Genomic DNA, 23691 nt, shown 5'->3' with positions numbered 1-23691 from the left:
TTCAAGTCGCATGGTCGGCCGCGTGCCGCGGCGTGGACGAGGCCTGGGCTCGCTCGTTCATCGAGCGTGCCCGGTTCACCCCACCTGACGGCACAGCACGCCGGACGAGACGACGCGGAGGCGGTCGTCGACCGCTTCGAGCACGCCGGCCATCGTCGCCCGCGCGAGCGCGGTGTCCGGATACCTGGCCCGCAGATGGACACCGTCCGCGTCACGCCAGAACCAGAACTGTGCGGTGTCGGCGCGGCGTGGACTCGAGATCTGCCGAGTGGTCACCGACGCCGGCAGACCGAGCTTGCGATAGTCGACGTAGGACACCATGAAGACGTCGTGCCGCACGGCTCGGATCAGGTCGCCGTAGGCCCGGTACACGGGCGTGAGGCCGATCCGGGCGAGCGGAAGTGCATCGCCGAGCCGTGTTGTGTTCGCGCGCAAGGTGGTTGCGCGCTGACCTGACCCGCTGAGAAGGATGGGGGCGTTGCCGACCAGCCAGCCGACGGCTGTGCGGTCGGTGGCGCGGTGGCGGGTGTGGACCGGAATGATGGTGGGCAGCTCGGACGGCCCGCCGACGGTGTGGACCGCTTCGGCCACCGCCGTGAGCAACGCCGGGTACGTTCGCGCGTCGAGCGTGTGCACGGTCCGCTCGAAGCGGCGGGCCGTCGTGGCGCACATGAGCGCGCGAACCTCCGTGCGCACCGGGGCGGTGTCGCCGGGAGCGAGGCCGAGATCGAGGGGGAACTCGGGGACGGTCCAGTGGTTCGCGGCGAGGAATTCGCCCCACCGCCGCAGACGCCGGTCTCCGGGGCCCACAGGCGTTGCGGCCTCCTCGACCGCCCGGATGTCCAGAAAGCTCGCCGGCTGCGTGACCGTCGTGTCCGAGAGGTCGTCGACGAGGTCTGCTGCGATGACGGCGAGTGAGTAGGCGTCGACGTAGCAGTGGTCGAAGGCGAGGATCACGGTCGTCGACGACGGCCGGCGGACCGCTGCGAGATAATGCCGTAGCGGTCCGAACGGCGAACACACCGTTGCGATGTCGTCCACCAGACCGTCGGCGAGCGGGGGCTCGGTGGCCACCGGCTGCACCGTGAGGCCACCCACCGGTAGCAGGTGGCGGATGTGCCCGCCGTCGGAGGAGACGAAGTGACACCGCAGGACCTCGTGGCGGTCCACCAGCCTCCGGAGGCCGCGGGTGATGTCGTCGACGTTCAGCGCCTCGGCGAACTCGACCGTCAGCGCGAGCCATCCGGCGGAGCCGTCACGCCGCGCCGCGTCGAGGTGGAACTTCTCGTTCTCCGACGCCGGGACCGACACCGGTCGGGCTTCGGCGGTCGCGGACAGTCCCCAGCGGATGACCGTGCCCGGCTCGATCTCGACGGCATCGTCACCGCAGAGCTTCACGGGCGCATCCTCTCGTGGCCGACCGGGTCAGGGGAGATGCCACAACGTCGTCACGTCGACTCCCACGTCGGCGAGGAGCCGACGAACCGTCGGCAGTCCGATCCCGATCACCGATGAGGGATCGCCGTCGATGGCCTCCACGAACCAGCCGCCGAGGCCGTCGAGGGTGAACGCGCCCGCGACCGCGAGCGGCTCACCGGTCGCCGCGTAGGCGTCGATGGTCGCGTCGTCGATGTCGGCGAAGTGGATCGTGGTGGCCGCTGATGCGTTCGCCGTACCGACGACGCGGGACCCCTCGATGCGCGAGACCCAGTGTCCGGTCAACAGTTCCGCGGACCGCCCCCGCATCCGCCGCCACCGGTCGCGCGCCACGTCCACGGTGTGCGGCTTCCCGCTGAGCGCACCGTCGAACAGCAGCATGGAGTCACAGGTCAGCACCACCGTATCGCCCGCGTGGTCGTCGCCCGCGAGTATCGCGGCGACCACGGCGTCCGACTTGGCGCCCGCGAGGCGTACCACCACCTGCTCGGGTGGCGCATCGGGCAGGGCGTCGAGTACTGCGTCCTCGTCGACGTCGGAGACGATCACCCGCGGGTCCAGCCCGGCGGCCCGCAGCACCCGCAGCCGGGCAGGCGACGCGGATCCGAGCACCACCGAGACGGTGGTCACGCCCTCAGGTTGGTGAAGCTGGTCGGCGCTCCCCAGATGGGACGCAACCGGTCCTCGGGCCGACCCCAATCGTCGCGCGGGCCGGCATCGACCGGCCCGCTCGGCGAGGATCCGGCGGCCGCGGCGATCAGCGACGCGAGGACGGCGACGTCTTCATCACTCGGATTGCCACGCACGACGCGTAGCAGCGGCTGTGCGGCAGCGGAGTCGTTCTGGGTGTCGACGGTGTCGCTCATAGGGGGATGTTCCCATGCTTCTTCGGCGGCAGGGTGACCATCTTGCGCTCCAGCAGTCGCAGGGCGGTGGCCACCTGGCCACGGGTGTGGCTGGGCGGGATCACGGCGTCGACGTAGCCGCGCTCGGCGGCAACGTACGGGTTCACCAGCGTGTCCTCGTACTCCTGCTGCAGCTGGAGTCGCAACGCGTCGACGTCGTCGCCGTTGGCCTGGGCCTCCTTGAGCTGACCGCGGTAGACGAACCCGACGGCACCCGACGCGCCCATGACCGCGATCTGCGCGGTCGGCCACGCGAGGTTCACGTCGGCACCCATGTGCTTGGAGCCCATCACGTCGTATGCGCCGCCGTAGGCCTTGCGGGTGATGATGGTGATCTTGCCGACGGTGGCCTCGCCGTAGGCGTAGAGCAACTTGGCGCCGCGACGGATGATGCCGTTGTACTCCTGATCGGTGCCGGGCAGGAAGCCGGGAACGTCGACCAGGGTGACGATCGGGATGTTGAAGGCGTCGCAGGTGCGGACGAATCGGGCGGCCTTCTCCGAGCCCTTGATGTCGAGACATCCGGCGAACTGTGTCGGCTGGTTGGCGACGATACCGACGCTGCGGCCGTCGACGCGGCCGAAGCCGACCACCACGTTGGTGGCGTACTCGGCCTGGACCTCGAGGAACTCGTCGTCGTCGAGGATCCGGCGGATCACCTCGTGCATGTCGTAAGGCTGGTTCGGGGAGTCCGGGATCAGGGTGTCGAGTTCGAGGTCCTCATCGGTCAGGGTGTCCTCGATGGACCCGGCGGCCGGCTCCGCGACCGGGAGGCGTGGCGCCTCGGCCCGGTTGTTGCTGGGGAGGTATCCCAGCAGTTCCTTCACGTACTCGAGTGCGTCCTCTTCGTCCTGGGCGACGTAGTGGGCGGTGCCGGACTTCGACATGTGGGTGTGCGCACCGCCGAGGTCCTCCATCGTGACGTCCTCGCCGGTCACCGTCTTGATGACGTCGGGGCCGGTGATGAACATCTGGCTGGTCTGATCGACCATCACCACGAAGTCGGTGAGCGCGGGCGAGTAGACGTGACCACCAGCGGCGGCGCCCATGATCAGCGAGATCTGCGGGATGACACCGGATGCACGGACGTTGCGGTGGAAGATCTCGCCGTAGAGGCCGAGCGAGACGACGCCCTCCTGGATGCGGGCGCCTGCGCCGTCGTTGATGCCGATCAGCGGACGGCCGGTCTTGATCGCGAGATCCATGACCTTGACGATCTTCTCGCCGTAGACCTCACCGAGGCTGCCGCCGAAGACGGTGGCGTCCTGCGAGAAGATGCACACCTCGCGACCGTCGATGGTGCCGTAACCGGTCACCACGCCGTCGCCGAGCGGGCGGCGCTCGGCCAACCCGAAGTTGGTGCTGCGGTGGCGCGCGAGCGCGTCCAATTCGACGAACGACCCCTCGTCGAGCAAGTGGGTGATGCGCTCACGCGCGGTCAGCTTGCCCTTGTCGTGGATCTTGTCGACCGCGGCCTCGCCCACCGGGTGCTTGGTCTCTTCGAGGCGATTACGCAGATCGGCGAGCTTTCCCGCCGTCGTGTGGATGTCGGGAGCGGCGCCGTCATCGCGCGAAGCAGTCGTCATGAACAACGATGCTAACTACCCGACTGTGAGCCACGTCAACCGGATCAACGTGAGATACACCTCATGTTCCCGAGCGATCGGTCGGGCTTGTGGCGCAGGGTGTGGGACGGGCCGTGCGATCGCAGTAGCGTCATGGGTATGACCCTGGATGGCGCTGCGCTCGTGGAGAATCTCGCTGACACCTGCTGGCACACGGTCGAGGTGGTCGAGTCGACGGGTTCGACGAATGCCGACCTGATCGCCCGGGCCGCGTCCGAGGAGATCGGTGGGACGGTTCGTGTCACCACCGACCAGACGACCGGGCGTGGGCGTCACGCACGGGTCTGGTCGGCACCGGCCGGTGGCCAACTCGCCATGTCGTCGGCTGTCGCAGTCGGCGGCGACACGGAGCATCTCGGCTGGTTGTCGCTGATCGCCGGTCTGGCGGTCGCCCGGGCGGTGGAGGCCGTCGCGGGCCGGCGGCCGACCCTCAAGTGGCCGAACGACGTCCTTGTCGACGACCGGAAGATCGCCGGCATCCTCTCCGAGTACACGCAGACGCCCACGGGCGGGGTGGCGGTCATCGGTGTCGGGCTCAACACGGCGATGACCGAAGATCAACTGCCGGTGCCGACGGCGACCTCACTCCTGATCGTCACCGGGGACGAGGTGGCACCTGCCGACATCGCCGAACAGTTCCTGCGGGCCCTGTCCGAGCTGTTGGCACTGTGGCCCGCCGACGTCGACAGGCTGGCGGACATGTACCGCGACCGCAGCGACACTCTCGGCCGACGGGTGCGGTTGGTGCTCCCGGGGGACAACGAGTTGGTGGGCACCGCCGTCCGCATCGATCGCACCGGGCGGATCGTGATCGACGTCGACGGCCGAGAGGTGGTGGCGGCCGCCGGGGACGTCACCCACCTGCGGCCGATCGACTGATCAGGGACGACGTCCGCCGAGTGCCGGGTGGCTCAGGCCTGCTGGACGCTCTTGTGTCCCATGGCCGGGACCAGCGCCAGGATCGGTAGGCCGATGATCAGATGCAGGACCGCCGTGGCGATCCCCACGGACAGCTCCGACGACAAGACCAACGGGATGATCACGGCGCCGGCGATGAGCAGACCCACGATCCACCGGAAGAACTGATTCGGCGAGGGCGTGACCATCTGCAGGACGTACCACAATGCCCCCGCCGCCAGGGCACAGAGGAATCCGACCACGGCGAACCAGATCTCGTCGCGGGCCAAGGGATTCCACACGCCGAACCTGCCGGCCTCGTTGACCCTCTCGACGATCGCGCGGATCACCCACGCCGCCAACCACGCGGCGAGGCCGGTGACGACGCCCGTCATCACGATGCCGCCGATGAACATGGTCGGATTCACGTTGGGACCCAGCCGGGGTTTCTGGCGCGGTGCGGGAGGCGGGTAGGCCTCGGAGTACTCGGCCGGTCCGGGCTGTGCGTGTGGATCCGACCGGCTGTACGCCTGCGACTCGGGCGGATATCCGCTCTCGTACCTGGCGGTTCGTGGGTCGTACGGGTCACGCGGGTCGCGATAACTCATGGTGTTCTCCTTGACCTTCTCGGCGGTCGGACCGGTACGCGTCTGTAGGTAGTGTACGTGTGCTGATCGGCCGACCTCGGTGGCGCTCGTGTGCGGCGCGGCGATGTGGTCGTGCCTCGCGGGTGGGGGTCGAGCCGCGTCTCTGGGTGCGTGATGCGCATTAAGCTGACTGCCATGTCCTACCCACGCGAGAACCTCGCTCCCGGCGAGGAGATCGTCCTGCACCGGCATCCGCACTGGAAATGCCTGCTGGGGCCGTTCCTGGTGTTCCTTCTGGTGACCGCTGTCGCGGGCGTGCTGGCCGGAATGGTCAGCGGGTCAACTCTGGACTCGACCGTCTCGACGGTGCTGCTGATCATCATCGGTGTGCTGTGGCTGCTCGGGTTCGTGTGGTACTTCGTCCGGCCGCTGGTCTCATGGAAGACGACCCATTTCGTCCTCACCGATCGGCGGGTGATCTACCGCAACGGCATTCTCACCAGATCCGGCATCGACATCCCGATCCGGCGGATCAACACCGTCGAGTTCCGGCACGGACCGATTGACCGGATGCTCCGGACGGGCACGCTGATCATCGAGTCGGCATCCGACGAGCCCTTGTCGTTCGACGACATCCCGCAGGTGGAGCGGGTGCACGCGATGCTCTATCACGAGGTCCTCGACACACATGAGGACGCGGTTTCCGACGAGATCGGGCCGGCCGGCGACGGTCACCCCGACCGACGGCACGACGAGGGGGTCGGAAGGTGACCGATGTACTGCTGGCCGAGGACGATGTCGCCATCGCCGAACCGCTGGCGCGCGCACTCACGCGCGAGGGGTATGGCTGCCAGGTGGTCACCGACGGGGCCGAAGCGTTAGACCAGGCGATGGACAACCGCTTCGAGTTGCTCATCCTCGATCTCGGCCTGCCCGAGATCGACGGTCTCGAGGTGTGCCGACGCATCCGGACCGCGCGACCCCAACTCGCGGTTCTGATGCTCACCGCGCGGACCGACGAGGTCGATTTCGTCGTCGGTCTGGATGCCGGCGCCGACGACTACGTCGGCAAACCCTTCCGGTTGGCCGAACTGCTGGCACGGGTACGGGCACTGCTGCGTCGGCAACAGAGCGCAGACGTGGTCCTCGATGGAGGAGACATCCAGCTCGACACGCGCGGTCGGCGCGTGCTCGTCGACGGTGCCGACCTCGTGCTGGCCAATCGCGAGTTCGATCTGTTGCGGTTCCTGATGGAACGTCCGGGGCAGGTGGTGAGCCGCGACGAGATCCTGACCGAGGTGTGGGGATCGGCCGATCTGCGGTCGTCGAAGACGCTCGACATGCACATCTCGTGGCTGCGTCGAAAGATCGGCGACGACCAGCACGACCGCCAGCGGCACATCGTCACCGTGCGCGGTGTCGGATTCCGGTTCGACCCCTGATCGGCTGGTCGGGAACACCGCATGCGCCGCCGGATCCTGAACACGATGATCGCCATGATCGTGGCGGTCGGTCTGCTGCTGGGCATCCCGTTGAGCGTGATCGCATGGTGGTGGGTGTCGGACAACGCCCACCAGAACCTGGACTCGCGACTCAAGCTGATCTCCGCGCAGTTGATTCGTCAGGAGGGTGCACGGGGGCTGGTGTCGGCCGGTTCACTGGACACCGAGGCCTTCCGGCTGCTGTTGCCCGAGGACGGTCGTCTGACCGTTCGATATCCGGTCGGCGCGGGTGCCGAGGCCGAGACCGTGATCGGTGCGCCGATCGACGGCGCGACCATGTCGGACTCCATCGCGCTCGGTAACGCCGGATCGCTTCTCCTGGAGATCCCTCTCAGTCAGGTGCGCGACGACCAGCTCGCTGCGATCGGGATCGTCGCGCTCGTGGTCGCGAGTTCGATCGCCGCGGGCACGATCGTGGCAGCGGTCACCGCCGGACGCGTCGCCGACCCGTTGATCGACCTCGCCGGGCGGGCGGCGGCGATGGCGAAGGGCGACTTTCGCTCCGAGTGGAAGTCATATGGGATCAGCGAACTCGACCGGGTGTCCCGCGCGCTCGGCGACGCGAACTCGGAGATCGCCCTGCGCCTAGAGCGGGAGGGCGAGATCGTGGGTGATGTGTCCCATCAGCTGCGCAGCAGGTTGACGGCGATCCAACTCCGCCTCGACGAACTGTCGCTGCACCCGGACCCGGCGGTGGTCGGTGAGGCCGAGGCGGCCCTCGAGCAGGTGGAACGGTTGTCGCGCGAGCTCGACGAGATGGTGGCCGCGTCGCGAAACGATCCAGCGGTGCCCAACCACATCGACGTCGAGGAGATGGTCGAGACGTTGATCGGGGATTTCCGGGCGGCCTTCGCCGCGGCGGGACGAACCATATCGGCGACCTTCAACGGTCAGACCACGGCGGTCAGTGCGCGGCCGGGACGACTGCGTGAGGCGCTGAGTGTGCTGGTGGACAACGCATTGCAGCACGGCTCAGGCATGTGCCGATTGCATGTCGACGACCTCCCGTCCGCCGACATGCTCCGGATCACGGTCGCCGATGAGGGGGCAGGCATCGACGACGAGCTGGTCGGGTTGATCTTCCGGCGTGGATTCTCGGCCGGTCGGGGCAACGGGGTCGGGTTGTCGCTGGCACGCGCGCTCGTCGAGGCCGACGGCGGACGACTCGAGCTGACGATGCGGCGGCCGGCCGTGTTCTCGATCGTGGTGCCCTCGGCACACACCGGTGAGTCCGACGACACCGACGGCGATGATCGCGACGGTGGTCCGGTTCGCGGTCAGCCGTCACCGATCACGCGTGACCGAGTTCCTCATCGTTGAGCTCCTCCGCGGTCGGATGCAGGTCGGTGGAGCCGGCGTCGCCACCGCGCAGCAGATCCTCGGGGAAGGCGAATTTGCGCAGAGCCCAGAACCGGAAGGCCATCTGGAGCAGATTGCCGATGAGGAATCCGAGGATGAAGTCCACGATGACCAGTTCGGTGACGCTCAGATTGCTACGCAGGTCGAACACGTTGTTGGCCACCCAGAGCGGCGCGGCGGCCAGGATCACTCCGACACCGCTGATCACGAAGAAGATCAACGCCTCATGATGCCGCTCACGGCCGCCGCGGTTCTTGAACGCCCATTCGCGGTTGAGTATGTAGTTGAGGATCGTCGCCAGGGTTCCGGAGATGATCCGCGCGACGACGGGTTTGGGCTCCAGGACGGTGAACGTCAACAGGTAGAAGATCGCCAGGTCGAAGACGAAAGTGGTGCCGCCGACGAGGGCGAACTTGATGAGTTCGTGGTGGCGCATCGCGAGCTGTCGAACCGGCGCGGGTAGTCGAGCGACCAGCTCGTCGATAAAGGGCACAAGATCTGAGTGTACGAAATGGAACCGAACAGCGACTTCGCCGGGCAATCATGCGGATGGCGGCGCCCTCGTGCCACGATGTTTCGCGTGACTTCCACTGCCGGTGATCCCCCGCGGCCAGACAGCCCATGACCAGGTACGGAACCGGCGTGCCGACCCGGTCGGAGACCGGCATGCCGACCCGGTCGGAGACCGGCATGCCGACCCGGTCGGAGACCGGCATGCCAACCGTGACGATGATCGGTGGCGGTCAGCTCGCCCGGATGACCCACCAGGCAGCGATCGCGCTGGGGCAGTGTCTCCGGGTGTTGGCCGGGAGCGCCGACGATCCGGCCGCACAGGTCAGCGCGGACGTGGTGATCGGTTCCCACGACGACCTGGCGGATCTGCGCGAGGCCGCTCACGGTGCGGTCGCGCTGACGTTCGACCATGAGGGCGTACCGCTGGCGCACCTGCAGGCCCTGGAGGCGGAGGGGGTGGCCGTGCGGCCGCCCTCGGCGGCGCTGCACTTCGCCCAGGACAAGCTCGCGATGCGGATACGGCTCGCCGAATTGGGCCTGCCGGTTCCGGACTTCGCCGATCTGACCGGCGACCGTGGCGCCGCGCGTGAGCGCTTCGTGGATTTCGGTGACAGGCACGGCTGGTCGGTGGTTCTCAAGGCGATTCGTGGTGGCTATGACGGCCGCGGAGTGTGGCTGATCGACGACCGCGACGTGGCGCTCTCGTTGTTCGACGAACAGGTCGATGCCGGCGTCGACCTCATCGTCGAGCAGAAGGTGTCGATGCGGCGTGAGCTCTCCGCGATGATCGCTCGTTCACCCTTCGGGCAGGGCGGCGCGTGGCCCGTGGTCGAGACGGTCCAGCGGAAAGGGCAGTGTGCCGTGGTGCTCGCACCGGCGCCGGACCTGTCGGAAGAGGTTGCAGCCGAGGCACAGCAGATGTCGTTGCGGCTGGCCGCCGAACTCGGGGTCGTCGGTGTGATGGCGATGGAGTTGTTCGAGACCACCGACGGGACGTTGCTGGTGAACGAGCTGGCGATGCGACCGCACAACAGCGGGCACTGGACCATGGACGGTGCCGTCACCTCGCAATTCGAACAACATCTGCGCGCGGTCCTCGACTATCCGCTCGGCGACACCGCTGCGCGGGCGCCTGTCACCGTGATGGCGAACATCCTGGGTTCCGCGCAGGCGCCGTCGATGTCGATGGACGAACGCCTGCATCACCTGATGGCGCGCATGCCCGACGCCAAGGTGCATCTGTACGGTAAGGGCGAGCGTCCCGATCGAAAGATCGGTCACGTCAACATTGTTGGTACGGACTCCGATTCGGTGGCCGAGGTCCGGGAGCGCGCCGAGCGTGCCGCGCACTGGATGTCGGATGCCGAATGGACCGATGGATGGGATGTGCACTCATGACCGACAACAGTGGGCCGGATACCACCGAGACCGATACGGCCGGGGCGGACGGCGACGACCGCACCGTGGGGGACGTTGTCACGGGGACCACCGCCGACGCGGAGACCGCCGACTCGGAGCTCCCCGCAACGGATCCCGCCGACGCGGACACCGCCGATACGGACACCGCCGATACGGACACGGTCGCCGAGACTTCCGATCCCGTCGCCGCCGACCCCACCCGACCGCGCGTCGGGCTGATCATGGGCAGTGATTCGGACTGGCCGACGATGGAGGCCGCCGCCGAGGCATTGGCGGAGTTCGGCGTGCCCTTCGAGGTCGGTGTCGTCTCGGCGCACCGGACACCTCAGCGCATGCTCGACTACGCGGCCGGTGCGGCTGCGCGCGGCATCTCGGTGATCATCGCGGGCGCCGGCGGTGCCGCCCACCTGCCCGGCATGGTTGCGTCGGCGACGCCGCTCCCGGTGATCGGCGTCCCCGTGCAACTGCGCACCCTCGACGGCCTGGACTCGTTGTTGTCCATCGTGCAGATGCCCGCCGGCGTTCCGGTGGCAACGGTGTCGATCGGTGGCGCACGCAACGCAGGACTTCTGGCGATCCGGATTCTCGCGTCGTCGGATGCCGGATTGCGTTCGCGCATGGAGGATTTTCAGAAAGGTCTGGAAACCATGGTGCTCGAGAAGGATCAGGCGCTGCGCGACCGATTGCTCGGGAACGGCTGAACGCTCCGGCGACCATCGATCCGAGTGTCAAAGCGGCCGGTGGTCGGGCGGCGATGCGCGCTCGTGTCGGGCATTCCCGCTACTCACCAGCCGCGCAACGGGCATCTGCCGAACGCGTCTGCGCCGACCGGTCACATCGACGTCGGCAGCAGCTTCTCGACGAAGAAGTCGAGGACCTGTTCCCGGGTGTCGTATGTCGGTTGCCCGGGCTCGTCGATCAGGTCCTCCGTCAACACCGAATGTGGTCTCGGCAGCATCGAGTCGGGGTTCGCCGCCGAATCCGGCAACTCGACGGCGAGGAAGGCATCGCCGAGTTGCTCTCGGAGGAAATCGAATCGGCCCGGGGGAGAGAGACGGTCGCCCTCGAAACGCAGGCCCATCACTTGTAGGCCGGCGGCGCAGCGGGTTTTGACCACGGCGAGGTCGGCGTCGCTGATGTCGATCGAGCGATTGCGCGACGGGATGATGCCGAAGGGGAGTGACGGCTGGGACAGGACGGGCGCCAGCAACCGGTCGTCGGTCGCCATGGCGAGCGCGAATCCGCCGGTGAAGCACATCCCCACGGCGCCCACACCGGGTCCGCCGCAACGCTCGTGTTCGTCGGCGGCGAGACCGCGCAGCCAGTCGGCCACGGGCGAGGCCTTACCGGTGGCCAGCACGGTGAACTCACGGCTGATGCAGGCGCGCATCATGGTGCCGTACATGTTCTTTGCGGCACCGACGACGCCGAGGTTCGATGGTCGCGGGTCTTGACCGTCCACCCCGAACAGCGAGGGCATCACCGCGGTCAGGCCCCTGCCGGCGATCTTGCGCGCGAAGTCGGCAACCTTGGGACTGATCCCCGGCATCTCGGCGATCACGATCACCGCGGGACCGGAACCCTGTGTGTACACACGATGGGTCGTGCTCCCGATCGTCACGTCGCGCGCGGTGAAATCGTCGAGCGGGTCGTCGGTGGTGCGGGCCTCAGCCATCGACGACCGTCCCGGTCAGCACGGAATCGAAGAAGCGTGCGAATGGACGCGCGCCCCGGGCGACGTCGGGGGAGTCCGAGGGGATGATCCTCGGCCTGACGATCTTGTGGTGCTTCGACTTTCGGACGATCGCGAACTCGCCGGCGGCCTGCACGTTGCGTACCCAATCGGTGTCGCGACCGTAGGTCAGAACGATGGACAGCCGGTCGCCATCGACCCACGCCAGCACCGGAATCGTGTATTTCCTACCGGATTTGCGACCGACGTGCTCGATCATCGCCCACGGAGCGAGGCGTGGCGCCCATTGACGCTGGATCGGATTGGTGACCACCTTGTTGAAACGAGCTACCGCACTGGGGATCTTCATGGCTACGAGCATGCCGCAACCGGCGGCGTTTCGGGAAGGCCGTGGTCAGATCAACTCGACCCGAACGACCCGCTCCCGGATCCGACGGGTGGGGCAGCGCCGTTGGTGTATCCCGAGATCACCCCGGCCACCGGGATCGAGCCGTTGACCGCGGTGCGGAAGTTCAGCATCGCGCGCCTGACGTGGCTCGGACTGCTGACCACCACCGCGCCCGTCGCCCGGCCGGCGGCCAGCATCCGGGCGGTGTATCGAGCGTTCTCCACCGTTGTGCGTGACCGGTTCTCGGTGGCTATCCGGGCGGCCGGCACGCCGTGGGCGATGAGCCACGACCGCATCGCCTGAGCCTCGGTCCGGCCCGCCTTCGGGAGGCCACCCGTGGTGATGATGCCGGCCGGCGGGAATCCCCGCGCCAGCGACAGACCTGCTTGTAGCCGTGTGACCAGTACGGGCGGCATCGAGCCGTCTCGATTCAGACCTGCGCCGAGGATGACGATCCGGGTGCCGAATGGATTCAGCTGGAGCATCATCGGGACCTCGGGCGTCAGGCGCTCGGTGTCGGTGCACCACTTGACCAGTTCGGGGATCGGGGTCTGACAGCCGCCGACAGTCGACATCAGGCCGTTGAACATCGTGGTCGGTGACGCCTGCGCGGGTGCGGCTGCCATCGGCGCTGCCCCGGCAATTGCGACACTCAGGACACATGCGCCCACCAAGTGAGCAATTTTCCCTTTGATACGCATGAGTAACACGGTAATTCTCTATCGTGCACAAGCGTCGCGATTCGACATATCCGGCAGTCGGGCGGTCGGGACGGTCTCCCGTCTCAGCGCAGCGTCAGGCCGGCTCGCTCGGTGTCGGCGAGGCCGGCGAGGCGGGTTTCGTCGCCATGGGAGACCGTGATCAGCGAGGCGCCGACCACCAACGGCGCCACCAGGTTCGCGACGACTTGTTCCGTGGCGCGCCACGGCCGGGTGGTGAGTACCCGCGTCCCCCGGACGATGCCGTCGGTCTCCGCGGCGCCGCGGGCTGCGGAGAGCACGCTGTCGGTGGGCTCGCCGTCGAGCGCTGGGCCGGTGGCCCCGCGCGACGGCGAATATTGGTCTCCGTGGACGCGAACGGCACTCGCGAAATCGGTGACGCCGACGGGGAGATCGCGCACGCCCATCGCGAACGGATCGAGCGAGGCGACGAGGACCTCGTCGACGTCGTCGTACCCGCTCACCGCTCCCGCGGAGGTCACCACCGCACCGAGTGCCGATCGTTCGAGGTGGCTGCCGGGCAGCCGGACGTGTGTGCCCGCCCACCAGGCGCCGAGCAGGATGGCGGCCGTCTGCCAGTGCTCCGGGAGATCGACCAGGATCTCGTCGTCGGGCCCGAGCCCCAGTTCGTCGACGAAGAAGTTCGCGGATTTGGCGGCCCAGTTGCCCAGCGTCGCCCCGGAGAGTTCCGTTCGTTCGCCACTCGCATGGTCGTAGTAGGTCAGCAACGGTTGCGACCAGTCGCCGACCGCGTCGAAGACGGCCGAGGTGATCGTCGGTGCGCTCATCAGTTCACACACGTGGGGCCGTCGGAGCCGGCCGTGATCGGCGGGCGGTTGTTGCCGACCCGCTCGCTGGCCGGCACGTTGTCGGTCTGTGCGCCGGTGTCGCCGATGGACCCGGGGCCGTCGTAGGTGTTGGTCAAGACCGCCTTCATCCGCTTGTCGGGTATCGAGGAGTCGGCCCGGACCTCGGCCCCACCGAGGTCCTTCGCGAGTTGCCGTGCACCGGTGTCGTCGGCGGAATGGGCGTACACCACCGAGTTCTTGTCGTTGGACTCGCCGGTGCCGGTCTTGCCTGCCTGGAAGCCCTTGGTCGTCAGGATGTTCGACACGTTGGAGGCCAGGCCGTCGATCGTCCCCGCGTTGACCACGTCGACGGTGTAGTCGGCACGGTCGGGGGTGTCGTCGTCCTTCTTGCTGTTCAGCAGATCGTCGGTGAAGTTGTGGACCTGCTTCGGGTCCACCTGGACGACGCTCTGCTGCCCGTCGTCGCTCCAACCCTGCTCGGTCACCACGGGGATGGTCGCGAACTTGACGCGGCCACCGCTGAGATCCTTCAACTGCTCTGCGAACTTCACGATGTCCCAGTCGTTGTCGATCACCACCGATCGAGACACGGCCCGCTGGAGTTCGTCGAGCTTGCCGGGGTCGGTGAGGAGGTGAGCCGACAACATCTTCTGGGTCAGGGACGCCATGAACACCTGCTGGCGCGTGATCCGATCGAGGTCACCGCGCGGCAACCCGTGGCGCTGGCGCACAAAACTGAGGGCCTTGGGGCCGTTCAGGGTCTGACGGCCCGCGTGGAAACGGGCACCCGAGAACGGTTCGCGGACCGCCTCGTTCAGGCAGACATCGACACCACCGACCGCATTGGTGAGCAGGACGAAGCCGAGCAGTCCGACCTCGGCGTAGTGATCGACCTTCACGCCGGTGAGGTTCGCGACCGTGTCGATCAGGGCCTTTCGGCCGGCCTGGGTGCCGTCCTTCTCGGCCGCCGTCTCGCTCTCGCCGGACTCGACCGCGCGCTCGCGCACCCCTTCCTTGGTGGTGCCGTACGCCGCATTGATCTTCGACTTACCGATGCCGGGGACGTCGACGTAGGAGTCACGCGGGATCGAGATCGCCGTCGCCGACGATCCGTCGTTCGGGATACGGATGAGCAGGATCGTGTCGGTGTTGGTCGCCACCTCCTCGCCGGAGCGCAACATCTTGAGTTCCGACGGCGACAACGGGTTGCCCTTGGCGTCGGTCCGCGAGTCGGTACCGACGAGCAGGATGTCCACCGCGCCGTCGTCTGCGCCGCCGAGTCCGAGGCCGGCCAGTTGGGTGATGTTCGAGTTCAGGTTGCTGACGCTATTCCACGCGTAACCGGTACACAGCAGCACCGCCACCGACAACAGCGCCACGAGCCCACGGCCGAGACCGGTACGGGTGGTCCGGGATCTCCAGGAGAACTGCTTCCGGACGCGCGCGGCGGCCGGCGTTCCGGTGGATTCGGCGGCGGCCTCCGGGTCTGCGCGCTGACGTGGCGGGCGGCGTCGCCCGGCGGCCGCGGCGCGCGGCGGCACGTCGAGTCCCGGGCCGCCGGTATCCGGGCCGCCGCCGGGCGCGGTCGCGGGTCCCCGACGTCGCTGCCCGGGCGCACCGGTCCGGTCGTCGGCGCGGCGCGTACGCGGGCCGCCCTGCCCGCGGTCTCGTCCCGCCGCGGACGCCGATGCGTTCGGCCGGCGGGACCGCGGCGCGGCCTCGTCGGGGCGTCGCGGGCGGCGGCGCTGTCCGTCGGCGGCGACGCCCTCGCGGGTGTGGATCTCGCCCGAGGTTCGACGGCCCTGGTCGGCCGCGGGGCCAGGTGGCCGGCGGCGGCGTGGTTGATCGGGACGGGCCTGATCGGCGGACGCCCGGCGCGCGGCCGATGTGCGACCGTCGGCCGGTGCGCGGCGATCCGCACGCGGATCCTCTGGATCGGGTCGGCGCCGACGTCGTGGTGGGGGATCGGCGGGCGCCTCGGGCGCCGGATGCCGAGCGCGTCGTACCCGGCCGTCGGCGGGACCGCGGGAGGAGGTGGTGGGCTCGTCGGGACGTGCGCGACCGCCGGAGCGTCGGCGTGCGCCATCGGGTCGAGAGTCCACGGGCGGGTCGGTCCCTTTCGTCGTCGGCGAACTCGGTGACATCCGCTCGGGATGTGTGACGCAAGTGCGTGCCGTTGTTTGTGGTGTTGACGTTTCGGATGGTGCTGTGCTGACGTCAGGCTACTGAAGTGAAGCGAGAATTCGACGGTGCAACGCCGAGCGCTCCCGTCGAGACCCACATCACGGATCGGGGTCCGCGTGCTCGTGATCTCGGTACGGCACCATGTGTTCCATGAGTTCGACCACCTACATCGTCGGCGCGGGCGGACAGCTCGGCAAGGCGCTTCGGGCGTCCGACAAGGCGCCCGCGCGGCTACATGGCCTCACTTCGGCCGACATCGACATCGTCGACGCGACGTCGGTGGCCGACGCCCTCGCGGGGCTCGGACCGGGGGACGTGGTCCTCAACTGCGCTGCCTACACCGATGTCGACGGCGCGCAGACGGACAGCGGACGCGCCTTCGCGGTGAACCGTGATGGACCGGGCCATCTCGCTCGGATGTCCGCCACGACCGGCGCGCGTCTGATCCACGTGTCCACCGATTACGTCTTCGCGGGAGCGGCGGCCACCGACGAGGGGCCGCGCCGCAGCACCCCGTACGAACCCGGAGATGTGACCGGCGAGCCGGAAACGGTCTACGGCGCCTCGAAACTGGCCGGCGAACGAGCCGTTTTCGAGATCGACCCGCGTGCCACGGTTGTCCGGACCGCCTGGGTCTACACCGGCGGTCCGGCCAGCACCGACTTCGTCGGCACCATGCGCCGCCTCGAAGCCGTGCGTCGCGACGTCACGGTCGTCGACGATCAGACCGGCTCCCCGACATATGCCCCGGATCTGGCCGACGGACTCTGGGAACTGGTCGCCGCCGATCCCGACGGGTCGACCGCCGGGGCCGTGCTGCACGCCACCAACGCGGGCAGCGTCAGTTGGTATCAGGTGGCCCGCGCGGTGTTCGAAGAAGTGGGTGCCGACCCCGAGCGAGTGCGGCCGTGTTCCACCGACGAATTCCCACGCCCGGCGCCTCGACCTGCCTATTCGGTGCTGTCGGGGGCATCCTGGGCCTCTGCGGGACTGACCCCGCTCCGAGACTGGCGCGCGGCGCTGCACGCCGCCGTTGCCGGACGACGCGCAGGGCGGGGTTGACCCATGGAACCCAAGGGTCATCGGCGCCCTCGCGAGGTTGGTTACCCTGACCCGGTGACTGCTGAGATTGCCGTGGTGACGGTGACCTATTCGTCGGGGGACTACCTCGCGGCATTCCTGCGAAGCCTCGAGAAGGCCACCGCGTCGCCGGTGCCCCGTGTCGTCATCGCCGACAACGGCTCGACCGACGGCGCGCCAGAGGCGGCGGAGCGGGAGTTCGACAACGTGACGCTCGTGCGGACGGGCGGCAACATCGGCTACGGCGGTGGCATCAATCGCGCGGTCGCCGAGGTGGATCCCTCGATCGAGTTCATCGCGGTGGCCAATCCGGATGTCGAGTGGGCTCCCGGTTCGCTCGACGAACTGCTCGCCGCCGCTCGGCGATGGCCGCGTGCCGGTTCGCTTGGTCCGTTGATCCATGAACCGGACGGCTCGATCTACCCGTCGGCGCGGCGGGTCCCTGATCTGATCTCCGGCGCCGGTCATGCGCTGTTCGGGTCGATCTGGAAGACGAATCCCTGGACCGCCGCGTATCGGGCCGATGACGCGGCGCCCAGCGAACGTCCGGTCGGATGGCTTTCGGGATCGTGTCTGCTGGTCCGGCGTGCCGCTTTCGACTCCATCGACGGCTTCGACTCGCGATACTTCATGTACATGGAGGACGTCGATCTGGGCGACCGGCTCGGCAAGGCGGGTTGGCTCAACGTATACGTACCGGACGCGGAGATCCTTCACACCAAAGGCCATGCGGCCGGCCGTGATCCGGGGAAGATGTTGCCTGCCCATCACCGCAGCGCCTATCGGTTCCAGGCTGACCGCCACCCGGGCGTCCTGCAGGCACCGCTACGCCTGGCCCTGCGGGTCGGGCTCGCCGTGCGTTCCCGGGTCGCGGTCCTCGCGGCCGGCCGGACCGTCGAGAAACAGAGGAGAAATCGGTGACCAGTGAGAGCCACAACGGTGGGACGTCTGATCCGGATGTGACATCGTCGGTGCAGGCCGTGGTGCTCGTGGGTGGCAAGGGCACGCGGTTGCGACCGCTGACGTTGTCGGCGCCGAAGCCGATGCTGCCCACCGCCGGCGTCCCGTTCCTCACGCACCTGCTCTCCCGTATCCAGGCTGCGGGGATCCAGGACGTGGTCCTCGGTACCTCCTTCCAGGCCCATGTCTTCTCCGAGTACTACGGTGACGGCTCGAAACTGGGTGTGCGACTGCAGTACGTCACCGAGACCGAACCGCTCGGCACCGGCGGCGGCATCCGGAACGTGCTCGACGACCTGACCGCCGAGAACATCCTGGTGTTCAACGGTGACGTACTCGGCGGCACCGACGTCCGCGAGATCCTGACGACGCATCGCGAAAGCGGCGCCGACGTCACGATGCACCTCGTGCCGGTCAGTGATCCACGCGCGTTCGGCTGCGTCCCGACCGACGAGACCGGCCGCGTCACCGACTTCCTGGAGAAGACCCAGGACCCGCCGACCGACCAGATCAATGCGGGCACCTATGTCTTCCGACGTTCGGTGATCGAGGAGATCCCACCCGGCCGGCCGGTGTCGGTGGAGCGGGAGGTCTTCCCCAAACTCCTCTCCGAGGGCCGCCACATCCAGGCTCACGTCGACCACGCCTACTGGCGTGACATGGGTACCCCGGAGGACTTCGTCCGAGGGTCGGCCGACCTGGTCCGCGGTATCGCTCCGTCGCCCGCCCTCGGCGACCGGCGCGGCGAATCGATGGTCCACGACGGCGCCGGCGTGGCGCCCGGCGCGGTCCTCATCGGTGGGACCGTGGTGGGTCGCGGCGCCGAGATCGGGCCGCGGGCCCGCCTCGACGGTGCGGTCGTCTTCGACGGAGCGGTGATCGAGGCCGGCGCCGTGGTCGAGCGGAGCATCGTCGGATTCGGTGCCCGCATCGGACCGCGCGCGCTGATCCGCGACACCGTGATCGGTGACGGCGCCGAGGTCGGGGCCCGATGTGAACTCCTGCGGGGCGCACGGGTGTGGCCGGGCGTCCAGATCCCCGACGGCGGACTGCGCTTCTCGACGGACGTCTGAGGGAGCGGCTCAGCGGGCCTTGGCGGCCGCGAGCACGCCTGCGCCCAGTGGGATCACCACCGGCAGCAGACGCTCGTCGTCGGCGATCAGCAGCGCCGCCTCGCGGGCTGCTGCGGCTGGTGGGTCGGTGCGCGTCGGGTCGGCGACCGCGCCGCCGGCGGTGGCGTTGTGGACGACCACCACGCCACCGGGTCGGAGGATGCGCACGGCCTCGACCACGTGCCGCGGGTGGTCGATGAGTGGCCCGTCGACGAACACCAGGTCATAGGACTCGTCGGCGAGGCGGGGGAGTACCTCGGTAGGGGTGCCGTTGATCAGGCGGGTCCGCCCGGGCGCGATGTCGGCGCCCACGAACGACTGTCGCGCCGCGCGATGATGTTCCGGTTCGGGATCGATCGTGGTCAGCACGCCATCGGTGGCCATGCCGTTGAGCAGCCACAGGCCACTGACACCCGCTCCGGTGCCGATCTCGACGACCGAATGCGCGTCGCACGATCGGGCCAACAGTGCCAGCAGGGCGCCGACGGCAGGCGCGACCGCGGAGGCGCCGAGTTCGTCGGCCCGGGTGCGCGCCGAGGTCACGGCGTCGTCCTCCACGATCGCCGATTCCGCGTAGTCGATGAGGGCGCTCGGGGACGTCGAACCCGCCGGATCGGAACCCCCTGATGAATCGGTCACCCACTGAGGTTATGTCGCATCGCCGCGATTCCGGCGGCGGCGCGCCAACCTCGGACGAAGTCAGAGGTCAGAGGTCTTTCGAGCGTTCCCGGAAACCGGCCGCAACTTCCTCAGCGAAACCTCAGCACTCTCATACGGCGACCACACCACGGTGGGAGAGGGTTCTACTAGCGCAACCGATGCGCCCGCGGACGGGAACACCACCCGCACCCGCAGCCGACGATCTGCCGAGGTTCGCAACCGAGGAATAGAACGCCGGCAGACGTGGTTTACCATCGTGAACATCCGTCATCCGACGAGATGTCCGGGGAAGGGAACTGGCCACCAAACATGACTGATCCCCTGGGGTCTGCAGACGTCGTCCCGACCGGGACGGCCGGATTCGATGCCACCGGCGACGACACCTTGATGCCGTCCTGGGACGAGCTGGTCCGCGAGCACGCCGATCGCGTGTATCGCCTCGCCTACCGCCTGTCCGGCAACCAGCACGACGCCGAGGACCTCACGCAGGAGACGTTCATCCGTGTCTTCCGCTCCCTGTCGAACTATCGCCCGGGCACCTTCGAGGGGTGGCTGCACCGCATCACCACCAATCTGTTCCTCGACATGGTCCGACGTCGGAGCAAGATCCGGATGGAAGCGCTGCCCGAGGAGTACGACCGGGTGCCGTCCGACACCCCCGATCCCGAACAGATCTTCCACGACGCGAACCTCGATCCCGATCTGCAGGACGCACTAGACGCGCTGCCGCCGGATTTCCGTGCCGCGGTCGTCCTCTGTGACATCGAGGGACTGTCCTACGAAGAGATCTCCGCGACGCTCGGCGTCAAACTCGGTACTGTGCGCAGTCGCATCCACCGCGGTCGCCAGACGATCCGTGATCACCTCACCGCCCGGGCCACACCGGCAGCCGGTCGGTGGCCATTGGCGCGGCGCACTGACCGTTCGGCCCATGGGCGCCGGTCGATCGTCACCCGAATCGGATCCCGATTTCGGGAACCACGGTCGGTCCGGCGCCGTTGTCCTCTTCGGATAGGGTGGGTTGCCGCGCCCGGGTTCGGTGTGGCGGCACACTCGCCGACAGCGCAGTAGCGTGGAACGATCTGGACATGACGGCGGACTAGCCCGCAGCGGTGGAAGAGGTGAACGTCAGATGGAGATGAACCGAGGTCGATCCACCTCGGGGCAGCAGGGCGACAGCCAGCTACCCATGCCGAGTCTCCGTCGCCGGCGTCGATCGGCGTGGAATCCGGCGACATGGTCCCCGGTCACCGCTTCGTTCGCCCCCAATCGCACCTATCGTGCGCCCGGTACACCCGGTGGCCGCCGGTTCGCCCCGACCGAACATCTCGCCGCGGAAGCGGTTGCCGCCTATGTCGACGGTGAATTGGGGATGACCGCCCACGTGCGGGCCACCCAACATGTCGCGCAGTGCCAGGAGTGCATGTCCGCCGTCGACGCACAGGTCAGCGCACGTTCCCGTCTGCGATCGGCCGGAGATGTGTCGTTGCCCGCCGGATTGCTCGGTCAGCTCAGCCAGATCCCGACCCGGGAGATCGACATCACCGGTGTCTCGGGCGAGGCCCGGACCGACCGCCAGAGCCCGCTGACCCCGTGGGGGCAGGACCGGCCGGCGGCGAGCCCGATGGCGGCTCCGGGATTCCCGGTGACCGAGGCGCCGCGTGGCACGATGCCCACCTCCGCATCAGCCGACCGACGAGGCCGGCCCGGCCAGGGCACCACTCGTGCCCGGATGAGCCGCTGGCGAGGCCGCTGACACGTGGACATCAGAGGGGAGAGCGAGCTCGACGGGTCGACCGAGTCCGCCGGGGAGACAACGGGCCCGCAGACCATCAGCTCGGATGCCGACGCTTCGGCAACGGCAGCGACCGAGACGGCAGCAGACGCGGGCGGCGTCGACGAGATCTCAAGTGACAGAACGCGACACAAGGCCGTTTCGCCGCAGACCGCGGCCGTCTTCGGGCGTCCGGACGGGGTGCAGGGCTCGTTCGCGCATTCTCCGGACACCACCGACAACCCCGAGCCGCAGATCGCCGCACCCGACCCGGTGCTGGCCGAGGCATTCGGCCGCCCGCCGGGCGCGACGGACACCCTGCAGCGCGACCCGCTGGCCACCTACGGTGCGCCCGACGCGCCGCCGGAGCCGGCTGACCCCTGGCGCGATCCGGAGAGTGTGGCCGGTATGGATCGGCCGGCGCTCGGCGTCCCGACCGCTCCGGAACCCACCGACCGGGGACCGAAGCTGGGGATCCAGGACGTCCTGTTCGGTAAGCGCGTCAGTTGGCACGCATTGGCGACCCTCGCCGTGCTGGCGGTGGTCGTCGGGCTCGTCGGCGGACTGATCGGCCGGTGGACCGCCGAGGTCGTGTCTCCGCTGAACTCCGATTCGGTGCAGCTGTCGACCGGCGACGCCGACGACGACGCCGCACCTCGGTCGCCGGTGGCGAATGTGGCTCGCGCCGTGGAGAAGTCAGTGGTCGCACTCGATGTCCGTACCAGCAGCGCGGTCGGTACCGGGTCGGGTTTCATCATCGACAAGAGCGGCTACATCGTCACCAACAACCACGTGATCGCGATGGCGGCGAACGACCGCAACGCCAAGCTCGAAGCCGTCTTCTTCGATCGCAAGCGCGTGCCGGCGCGGATCGTCGGCCGCGACACCAAGACGGATCTGGCAGTGGTGAAGGTCGACAACGTCGACAATCTGACCGTCTCGAAGCTGGGCAACTCCGACGACCTCCAGATCGGCGAGGAGGTCATCGCCTTCGGATCACCGCTCGGACTGGACCGGACCGTCACGAGTGGCATCGTCAGTGCACTGCATCGACCCGTGCCGTTGCGGCCGGATGCCGAGTCCGACACCGACGCCGTGATCGACGCGATCCAGACCGACGCGGCGATCAACCCCGGCAACTCGGGTGGACCGCTGGTCAGCGACAAGGCCGAGGTGGTCGGCATCAACACGGCCGGACTCGTGCCGGGCGGTGGCTCGATCGGCCTGGGTTTCGCGATCCCGATCGACCAGGTCGTGCCGATCGCCCAGACCCTCATCCGCCAGGGTGCCGTCAATCACCCGCAGATCGGGGTCAACGCGAGTTCGGTCCGCAACGACCGGGTCCTCGGCGCGCAGGTGCGTAACGTGGTCGCCGGGGGCCCGGCAGACCAGGCCGGGGTACGCGAGGACGACGTCATCACCTCGTTCAACGGCCGTACGATCGAGAGCGCCGATGAATTGACGGTCGCGGTACGGACGGCCAAGATCGATGAGAAGGTCCCGTTCAGTTACTGGCGAGACGGCCGTACGTTCAACGGCACGATGACGCCGGCCAGCGACTGAGTGCAGACCGGGCTCGAGCAAATGGGGATGACACATGTTCAGCAGTATCGGTTGGGGTGAGATCCTCGTCCTGTTGGCCGCGGGTCTGATCATCCTCGGACCCGATCGTCTGCCCGGTGCGGTGTCGTGGACGATGAAGTCGGTCCGTCAGGTCCGTGACTACGCGACCGGTGCGACCGACCAACTCAAGGACGAGCTGGGACCGGAGTTCGACGAACTCCGCAAACCGCTCTCCGAACTCAACGAACTGCGCGGGATGACCCCACGCGCGATGGTCACGAAGCATCTCCTCGACGGCGACGATTCCGTGTTCAAGCTCGGGCTCGGGCCGACCACCGTGGACCGGGATACCACCGAGACCCCCGACATCAAGCCGGTGTCGGCCCCGATGCCGAACCCGCCGGCAGTCGAACCGGCGGACTCGGCCGGTGACGCCCCGACCCCCGGCAAGCGGCAGCCATCGGTCACCGACTGGGACGCGACCTGACGGCAAGCACGCCGCCGG

General features: G+C 68.3%; 24 protein-coding genes and 1 pseudogene. 13 read left to right on the top strand and 12 right to left on the bottom strand.

Annotated elements, in window-relative coordinates:
- Window positions 1-75 precede the first annotated feature (75 nt).
- The 4 genes from GTV32_RS07455 to GTV32_RS07440 are packed head-to-tail and all read right to left on the bottom strand — an operon-like array spanning window position 76 to window position 3928.
- Entirely contained in the window at window positions 76-1398 is a 1323-nt protein-coding gene (locus GTV32_RS07455) for a condensation protein (protein ID WP_161059594.1), read from the bottom strand.
- 27 nt (window positions 1399-1425) lie between these two features.
- On the bottom strand, window positions 1426-2067 hold the full coding sequence (locus tag GTV32_RS07450) for a Maf family protein (protein WP_343287244.1): 642 nt from the start codon (window positions 2065-2067) through the stop codon (window positions 1426-1428).
- Window positions 2064-2303, bottom strand: a complete 240-nt coding sequence (locus GTV32_RS07445) for an acyl-CoA carboxylase subunit epsilon (RefSeq protein WP_161059593.1) — start codon at window positions 2301-2303, stop codon at window positions 2064-2066. Before GTV32_RS07445 ends, GTV32_RS07450 begins: the two co-directional genes overlap by 4 nt.
- Window positions 2300-3928 carry an acyl-CoA carboxylase subunit beta gene (locus GTV32_RS07440; protein WP_161059592.1) on the bottom strand — a complete coding sequence of 543 codons (1629 nt, stop codon included), beginning with the start codon at window positions 3926-3928 and terminating at the stop codon, window positions 2300-2302. The genes GTV32_RS07445 and GTV32_RS07440 overlap by 4 nt, the downstream gene beginning before the upstream one ends.
- Before the next feature lie 138 nt (window positions 3929-4066).
- Between GTV32_RS07440 and GTV32_RS07435 the strand changes: the two genes are divergently transcribed.
- Entirely contained in the window at window positions 4067-4846 is a 780-nt protein-coding gene (locus GTV32_RS07435) for a biotin--[acetyl-CoA-carboxylase] ligase (RefSeq protein ID WP_161059591.1), read from the top strand.
- A 32-nt stretch (window positions 4847-4878) separates the two neighbouring features.
- Here GTV32_RS07435 and GTV32_RS07430 read toward each other — a convergent pair whose 3' ends face one another.
- Entirely contained in the window at window positions 4879-5472 is a 594-nt protein-coding gene (locus tag GTV32_RS07430) for a hypothetical protein (RefSeq protein ID WP_161059590.1), read from the bottom strand.
- 174 nt (window positions 5473-5646) lie between these two features.
- On the opposite strand from GTV32_RS07430, the gene GTV32_RS07425 reads away from it, so the two are divergent.
- Genes GTV32_RS07425 through GTV32_RS07415 form a run of 3 tightly spaced genes read left to right on the top strand, consistent with a single transcriptional unit; the run spans window position 5647 to window position 8273 of the window.
- A complete protein-coding gene (locus GTV32_RS07425) occupies window positions 5647-6222 on the top strand; it encodes a PH domain-containing protein (protein ID WP_161059589.1) in 576 nt (191 codons plus the stop codon).
- Entirely contained in the window at window positions 6219-6893 is a 675-nt protein-coding gene (locus GTV32_RS07420) for a response regulator transcription factor (RefSeq protein WP_161059588.1), read from the top strand. The genes GTV32_RS07425 and GTV32_RS07420 overlap by 4 nt, the downstream gene beginning before the upstream one ends.
- A 21-nt stretch (window positions 6894-6914) precedes the next feature.
- The gene (locus GTV32_RS07415) at window positions 6915-8273 is read left to right on the top strand and encodes a HAMP domain-containing sensor histidine kinase (protein WP_161059587.1); all 1359 of its coding nucleotides are present in this window, start codon (window positions 6915-6917) and stop codon (window positions 8271-8273) included.
- Here the strand turns inward: GTV32_RS07415 and GTV32_RS07410 are convergent.
- Entirely contained in the window at window positions 8245-8805 is a 561-nt protein-coding gene (locus GTV32_RS07410) for a GtrA family protein (RefSeq protein WP_343287243.1), read from the bottom strand. The genes GTV32_RS07415 and GTV32_RS07410 overlap by 29 nt on opposite strands.
- Window positions 8806-8978: 173 nt before the next feature.
- Here GTV32_RS07410 and GTV32_RS07405 point away from each other — a divergent pair, with 173 nt between their 5' ends.
- Together GTV32_RS07405 and purE are read left to right on the top strand one after the other, a co-directional pair.
- Window positions 8979-10223 carry a 5-(carboxyamino)imidazole ribonucleotide synthase gene (locus tag GTV32_RS07405; protein WP_237421742.1) on the top strand — a complete coding sequence of 415 codons (1245 nt, stop codon included), beginning with the start codon at window positions 8979-8981 and terminating at the stop codon, window positions 10221-10223.
- 236 nt (window positions 10224-10459) lie between these two features.
- Entirely contained in the window at window positions 10460-10945 is a 486-nt protein-coding gene (purE, locus tag GTV32_RS07400; RefSeq protein WP_272918260.1) for a 5-(carboxyamino)imidazole ribonucleotide mutase, read from the top strand.
- A 131-nt stretch (window positions 10946-11076) separates the two neighbouring features.
- Here purE and GTV32_RS07395 read toward each other — a convergent pair whose 3' ends face one another.
- The 5 genes from GTV32_RS07395 to GTV32_RS07375 form a co-directional block, all read right to left on the bottom strand.
- Window positions 11077-11919 carry a dienelactone hydrolase family protein gene (locus GTV32_RS07395; protein ID WP_161059585.1) on the bottom strand — a complete coding sequence of 281 codons (843 nt, stop codon included), beginning with the start codon at window positions 11917-11919 and terminating at the stop codon, window positions 11077-11079.
- Entirely contained in the window at window positions 11912-12286 is a 375-nt protein-coding gene (locus GTV32_RS07390) for a nitroreductase family deazaflavin-dependent oxidoreductase (protein ID WP_161059584.1), read from the bottom strand. Before GTV32_RS07390 ends, GTV32_RS07395 begins: the two co-directional genes overlap by 8 nt.
- 50 nt (window positions 12287-12336) lie before the next feature.
- Window positions 12337-12951, bottom strand: coding sequence for a YdcF family protein (locus GTV32_RS07385; RefSeq protein ID WP_237421493.1), 615 nt, complete (start codon window positions 12949-12951; stop codon window positions 12337-12339).
- 158 nt (window positions 12952-13109) lie between these two features.
- A complete protein-coding gene (locus tag GTV32_RS07380; protein ID WP_161059582.1) occupies window positions 13110-13832 on the bottom strand; it encodes a TIGR03089 family protein in 723 nt (240 codons plus the stop codon).
- Entirely contained in the window at window positions 13832-15955 is a 2124-nt protein-coding gene (locus tag GTV32_RS07375; RefSeq protein ID WP_343287241.1) for an LCP family protein, read from the bottom strand. Before GTV32_RS07375 ends, GTV32_RS07380 begins: the two co-directional genes overlap by 1 nt.
- 232 nt (window positions 15956-16187) lie before the next feature.
- Between GTV32_RS07375 and rfbD the strand changes: the two genes are divergently transcribed.
- From rfbD to GTV32_RS07360, 3 genes are read left to right on the top strand one after another with little or no spacing between them, the layout of a single operon-like run.
- Complete coding sequence (rfbD, locus tag GTV32_RS07370) at window positions 16188-17099, top strand: dTDP-4-dehydrorhamnose reductase (protein ID WP_343287240.1); 912 nt, start codon at window positions 16188-16190, stop codon at window positions 17097-17099.
- A 54-nt stretch (window positions 17100-17153) separates the two neighbouring features.
- On the top strand, window positions 17154-18038 hold the full coding sequence (locus tag GTV32_RS07365) for a glycosyltransferase family 2 protein (RefSeq protein ID WP_343287239.1): 885 nt from the start codon (window positions 17154-17156) through the stop codon (window positions 18036-18038).
- Window positions 18035-19150, top strand: a complete 1116-nt coding sequence (locus GTV32_RS07360) for an NDP-sugar synthase (protein WP_161059578.1) — start codon at window positions 18035-18037, stop codon at window positions 19148-19150. The genes GTV32_RS07365 and GTV32_RS07360 overlap by 4 nt, the downstream gene beginning before the upstream one ends.
- Before the next feature lie 9 nt (window positions 19151-19159).
- Here GTV32_RS07360 and GTV32_RS07355 read toward each other — a convergent pair whose 3' ends face one another.
- Window positions 19160-19828 carry an O-methyltransferase gene (locus tag GTV32_RS07355; RefSeq protein WP_161059577.1) on the bottom strand — a complete coding sequence of 223 codons (669 nt, stop codon included), beginning with the start codon at window positions 19826-19828 and terminating at the stop codon, window positions 19160-19162.
- A gap of 330 nt (window positions 19829-20158) precedes the next feature.
- Here GTV32_RS07355 and sigE point away from each other — a divergent pair.
- The 4 genes and pseudogenes from sigE (at window position 20159) to tatB (ending at window position 23673) form a co-directional block, all read left to right on the top strand.
- Window positions 20159-20769: pseudogene (sigE, locus tag GTV32_RS07350) on the top strand (RNA polymerase sigma factor SigE).
- Between the two features lie 212 nt (window positions 20770-20981).
- The gene (locus GTV32_RS07345; RefSeq protein WP_161059576.1) at window positions 20982-21605 is read left to right on the top strand and encodes a hypothetical protein; all 624 of its coding nucleotides are present in this window, start codon (window positions 20982-20984) and stop codon (window positions 21603-21605) included.
- 3 nt (window positions 21606-21608) lie between these two features.
- Window positions 21609-23186 (top strand): trypsin-like peptidase domain-containing protein, encoded by a 1578-nt coding sequence (locus GTV32_RS07340; RefSeq protein WP_343287238.1) that lies wholly within the window; start codon window positions 21609-21611, stop codon window positions 23184-23186.
- A gap of 34 nt (window positions 23187-23220) precedes the next feature.
- Window positions 23221-23673, top strand: coding sequence for a Sec-independent protein translocase protein TatB (tatB, locus tag GTV32_RS07335; RefSeq protein ID WP_161059575.1), 453 nt, complete (start codon window positions 23221-23223; stop codon window positions 23671-23673).
- The last annotated feature ends 18 nt before the right edge of the window (window positions 23674-23691 follow it).

Source organism: Gordonia sp. SID5947, from assembly GCF_009862785.1.
In the GTDB taxonomy this organism is placed as follows: Bacteria; Actinomycetota; Actinomycetes; order Mycobacteriales; family Mycobacteriaceae; genus Gordonia.
The sequence above is the reverse complement of the archived record's forward strand: the minus strand, read 5'-3'. Positions and strand labels throughout refer to the sequence as shown.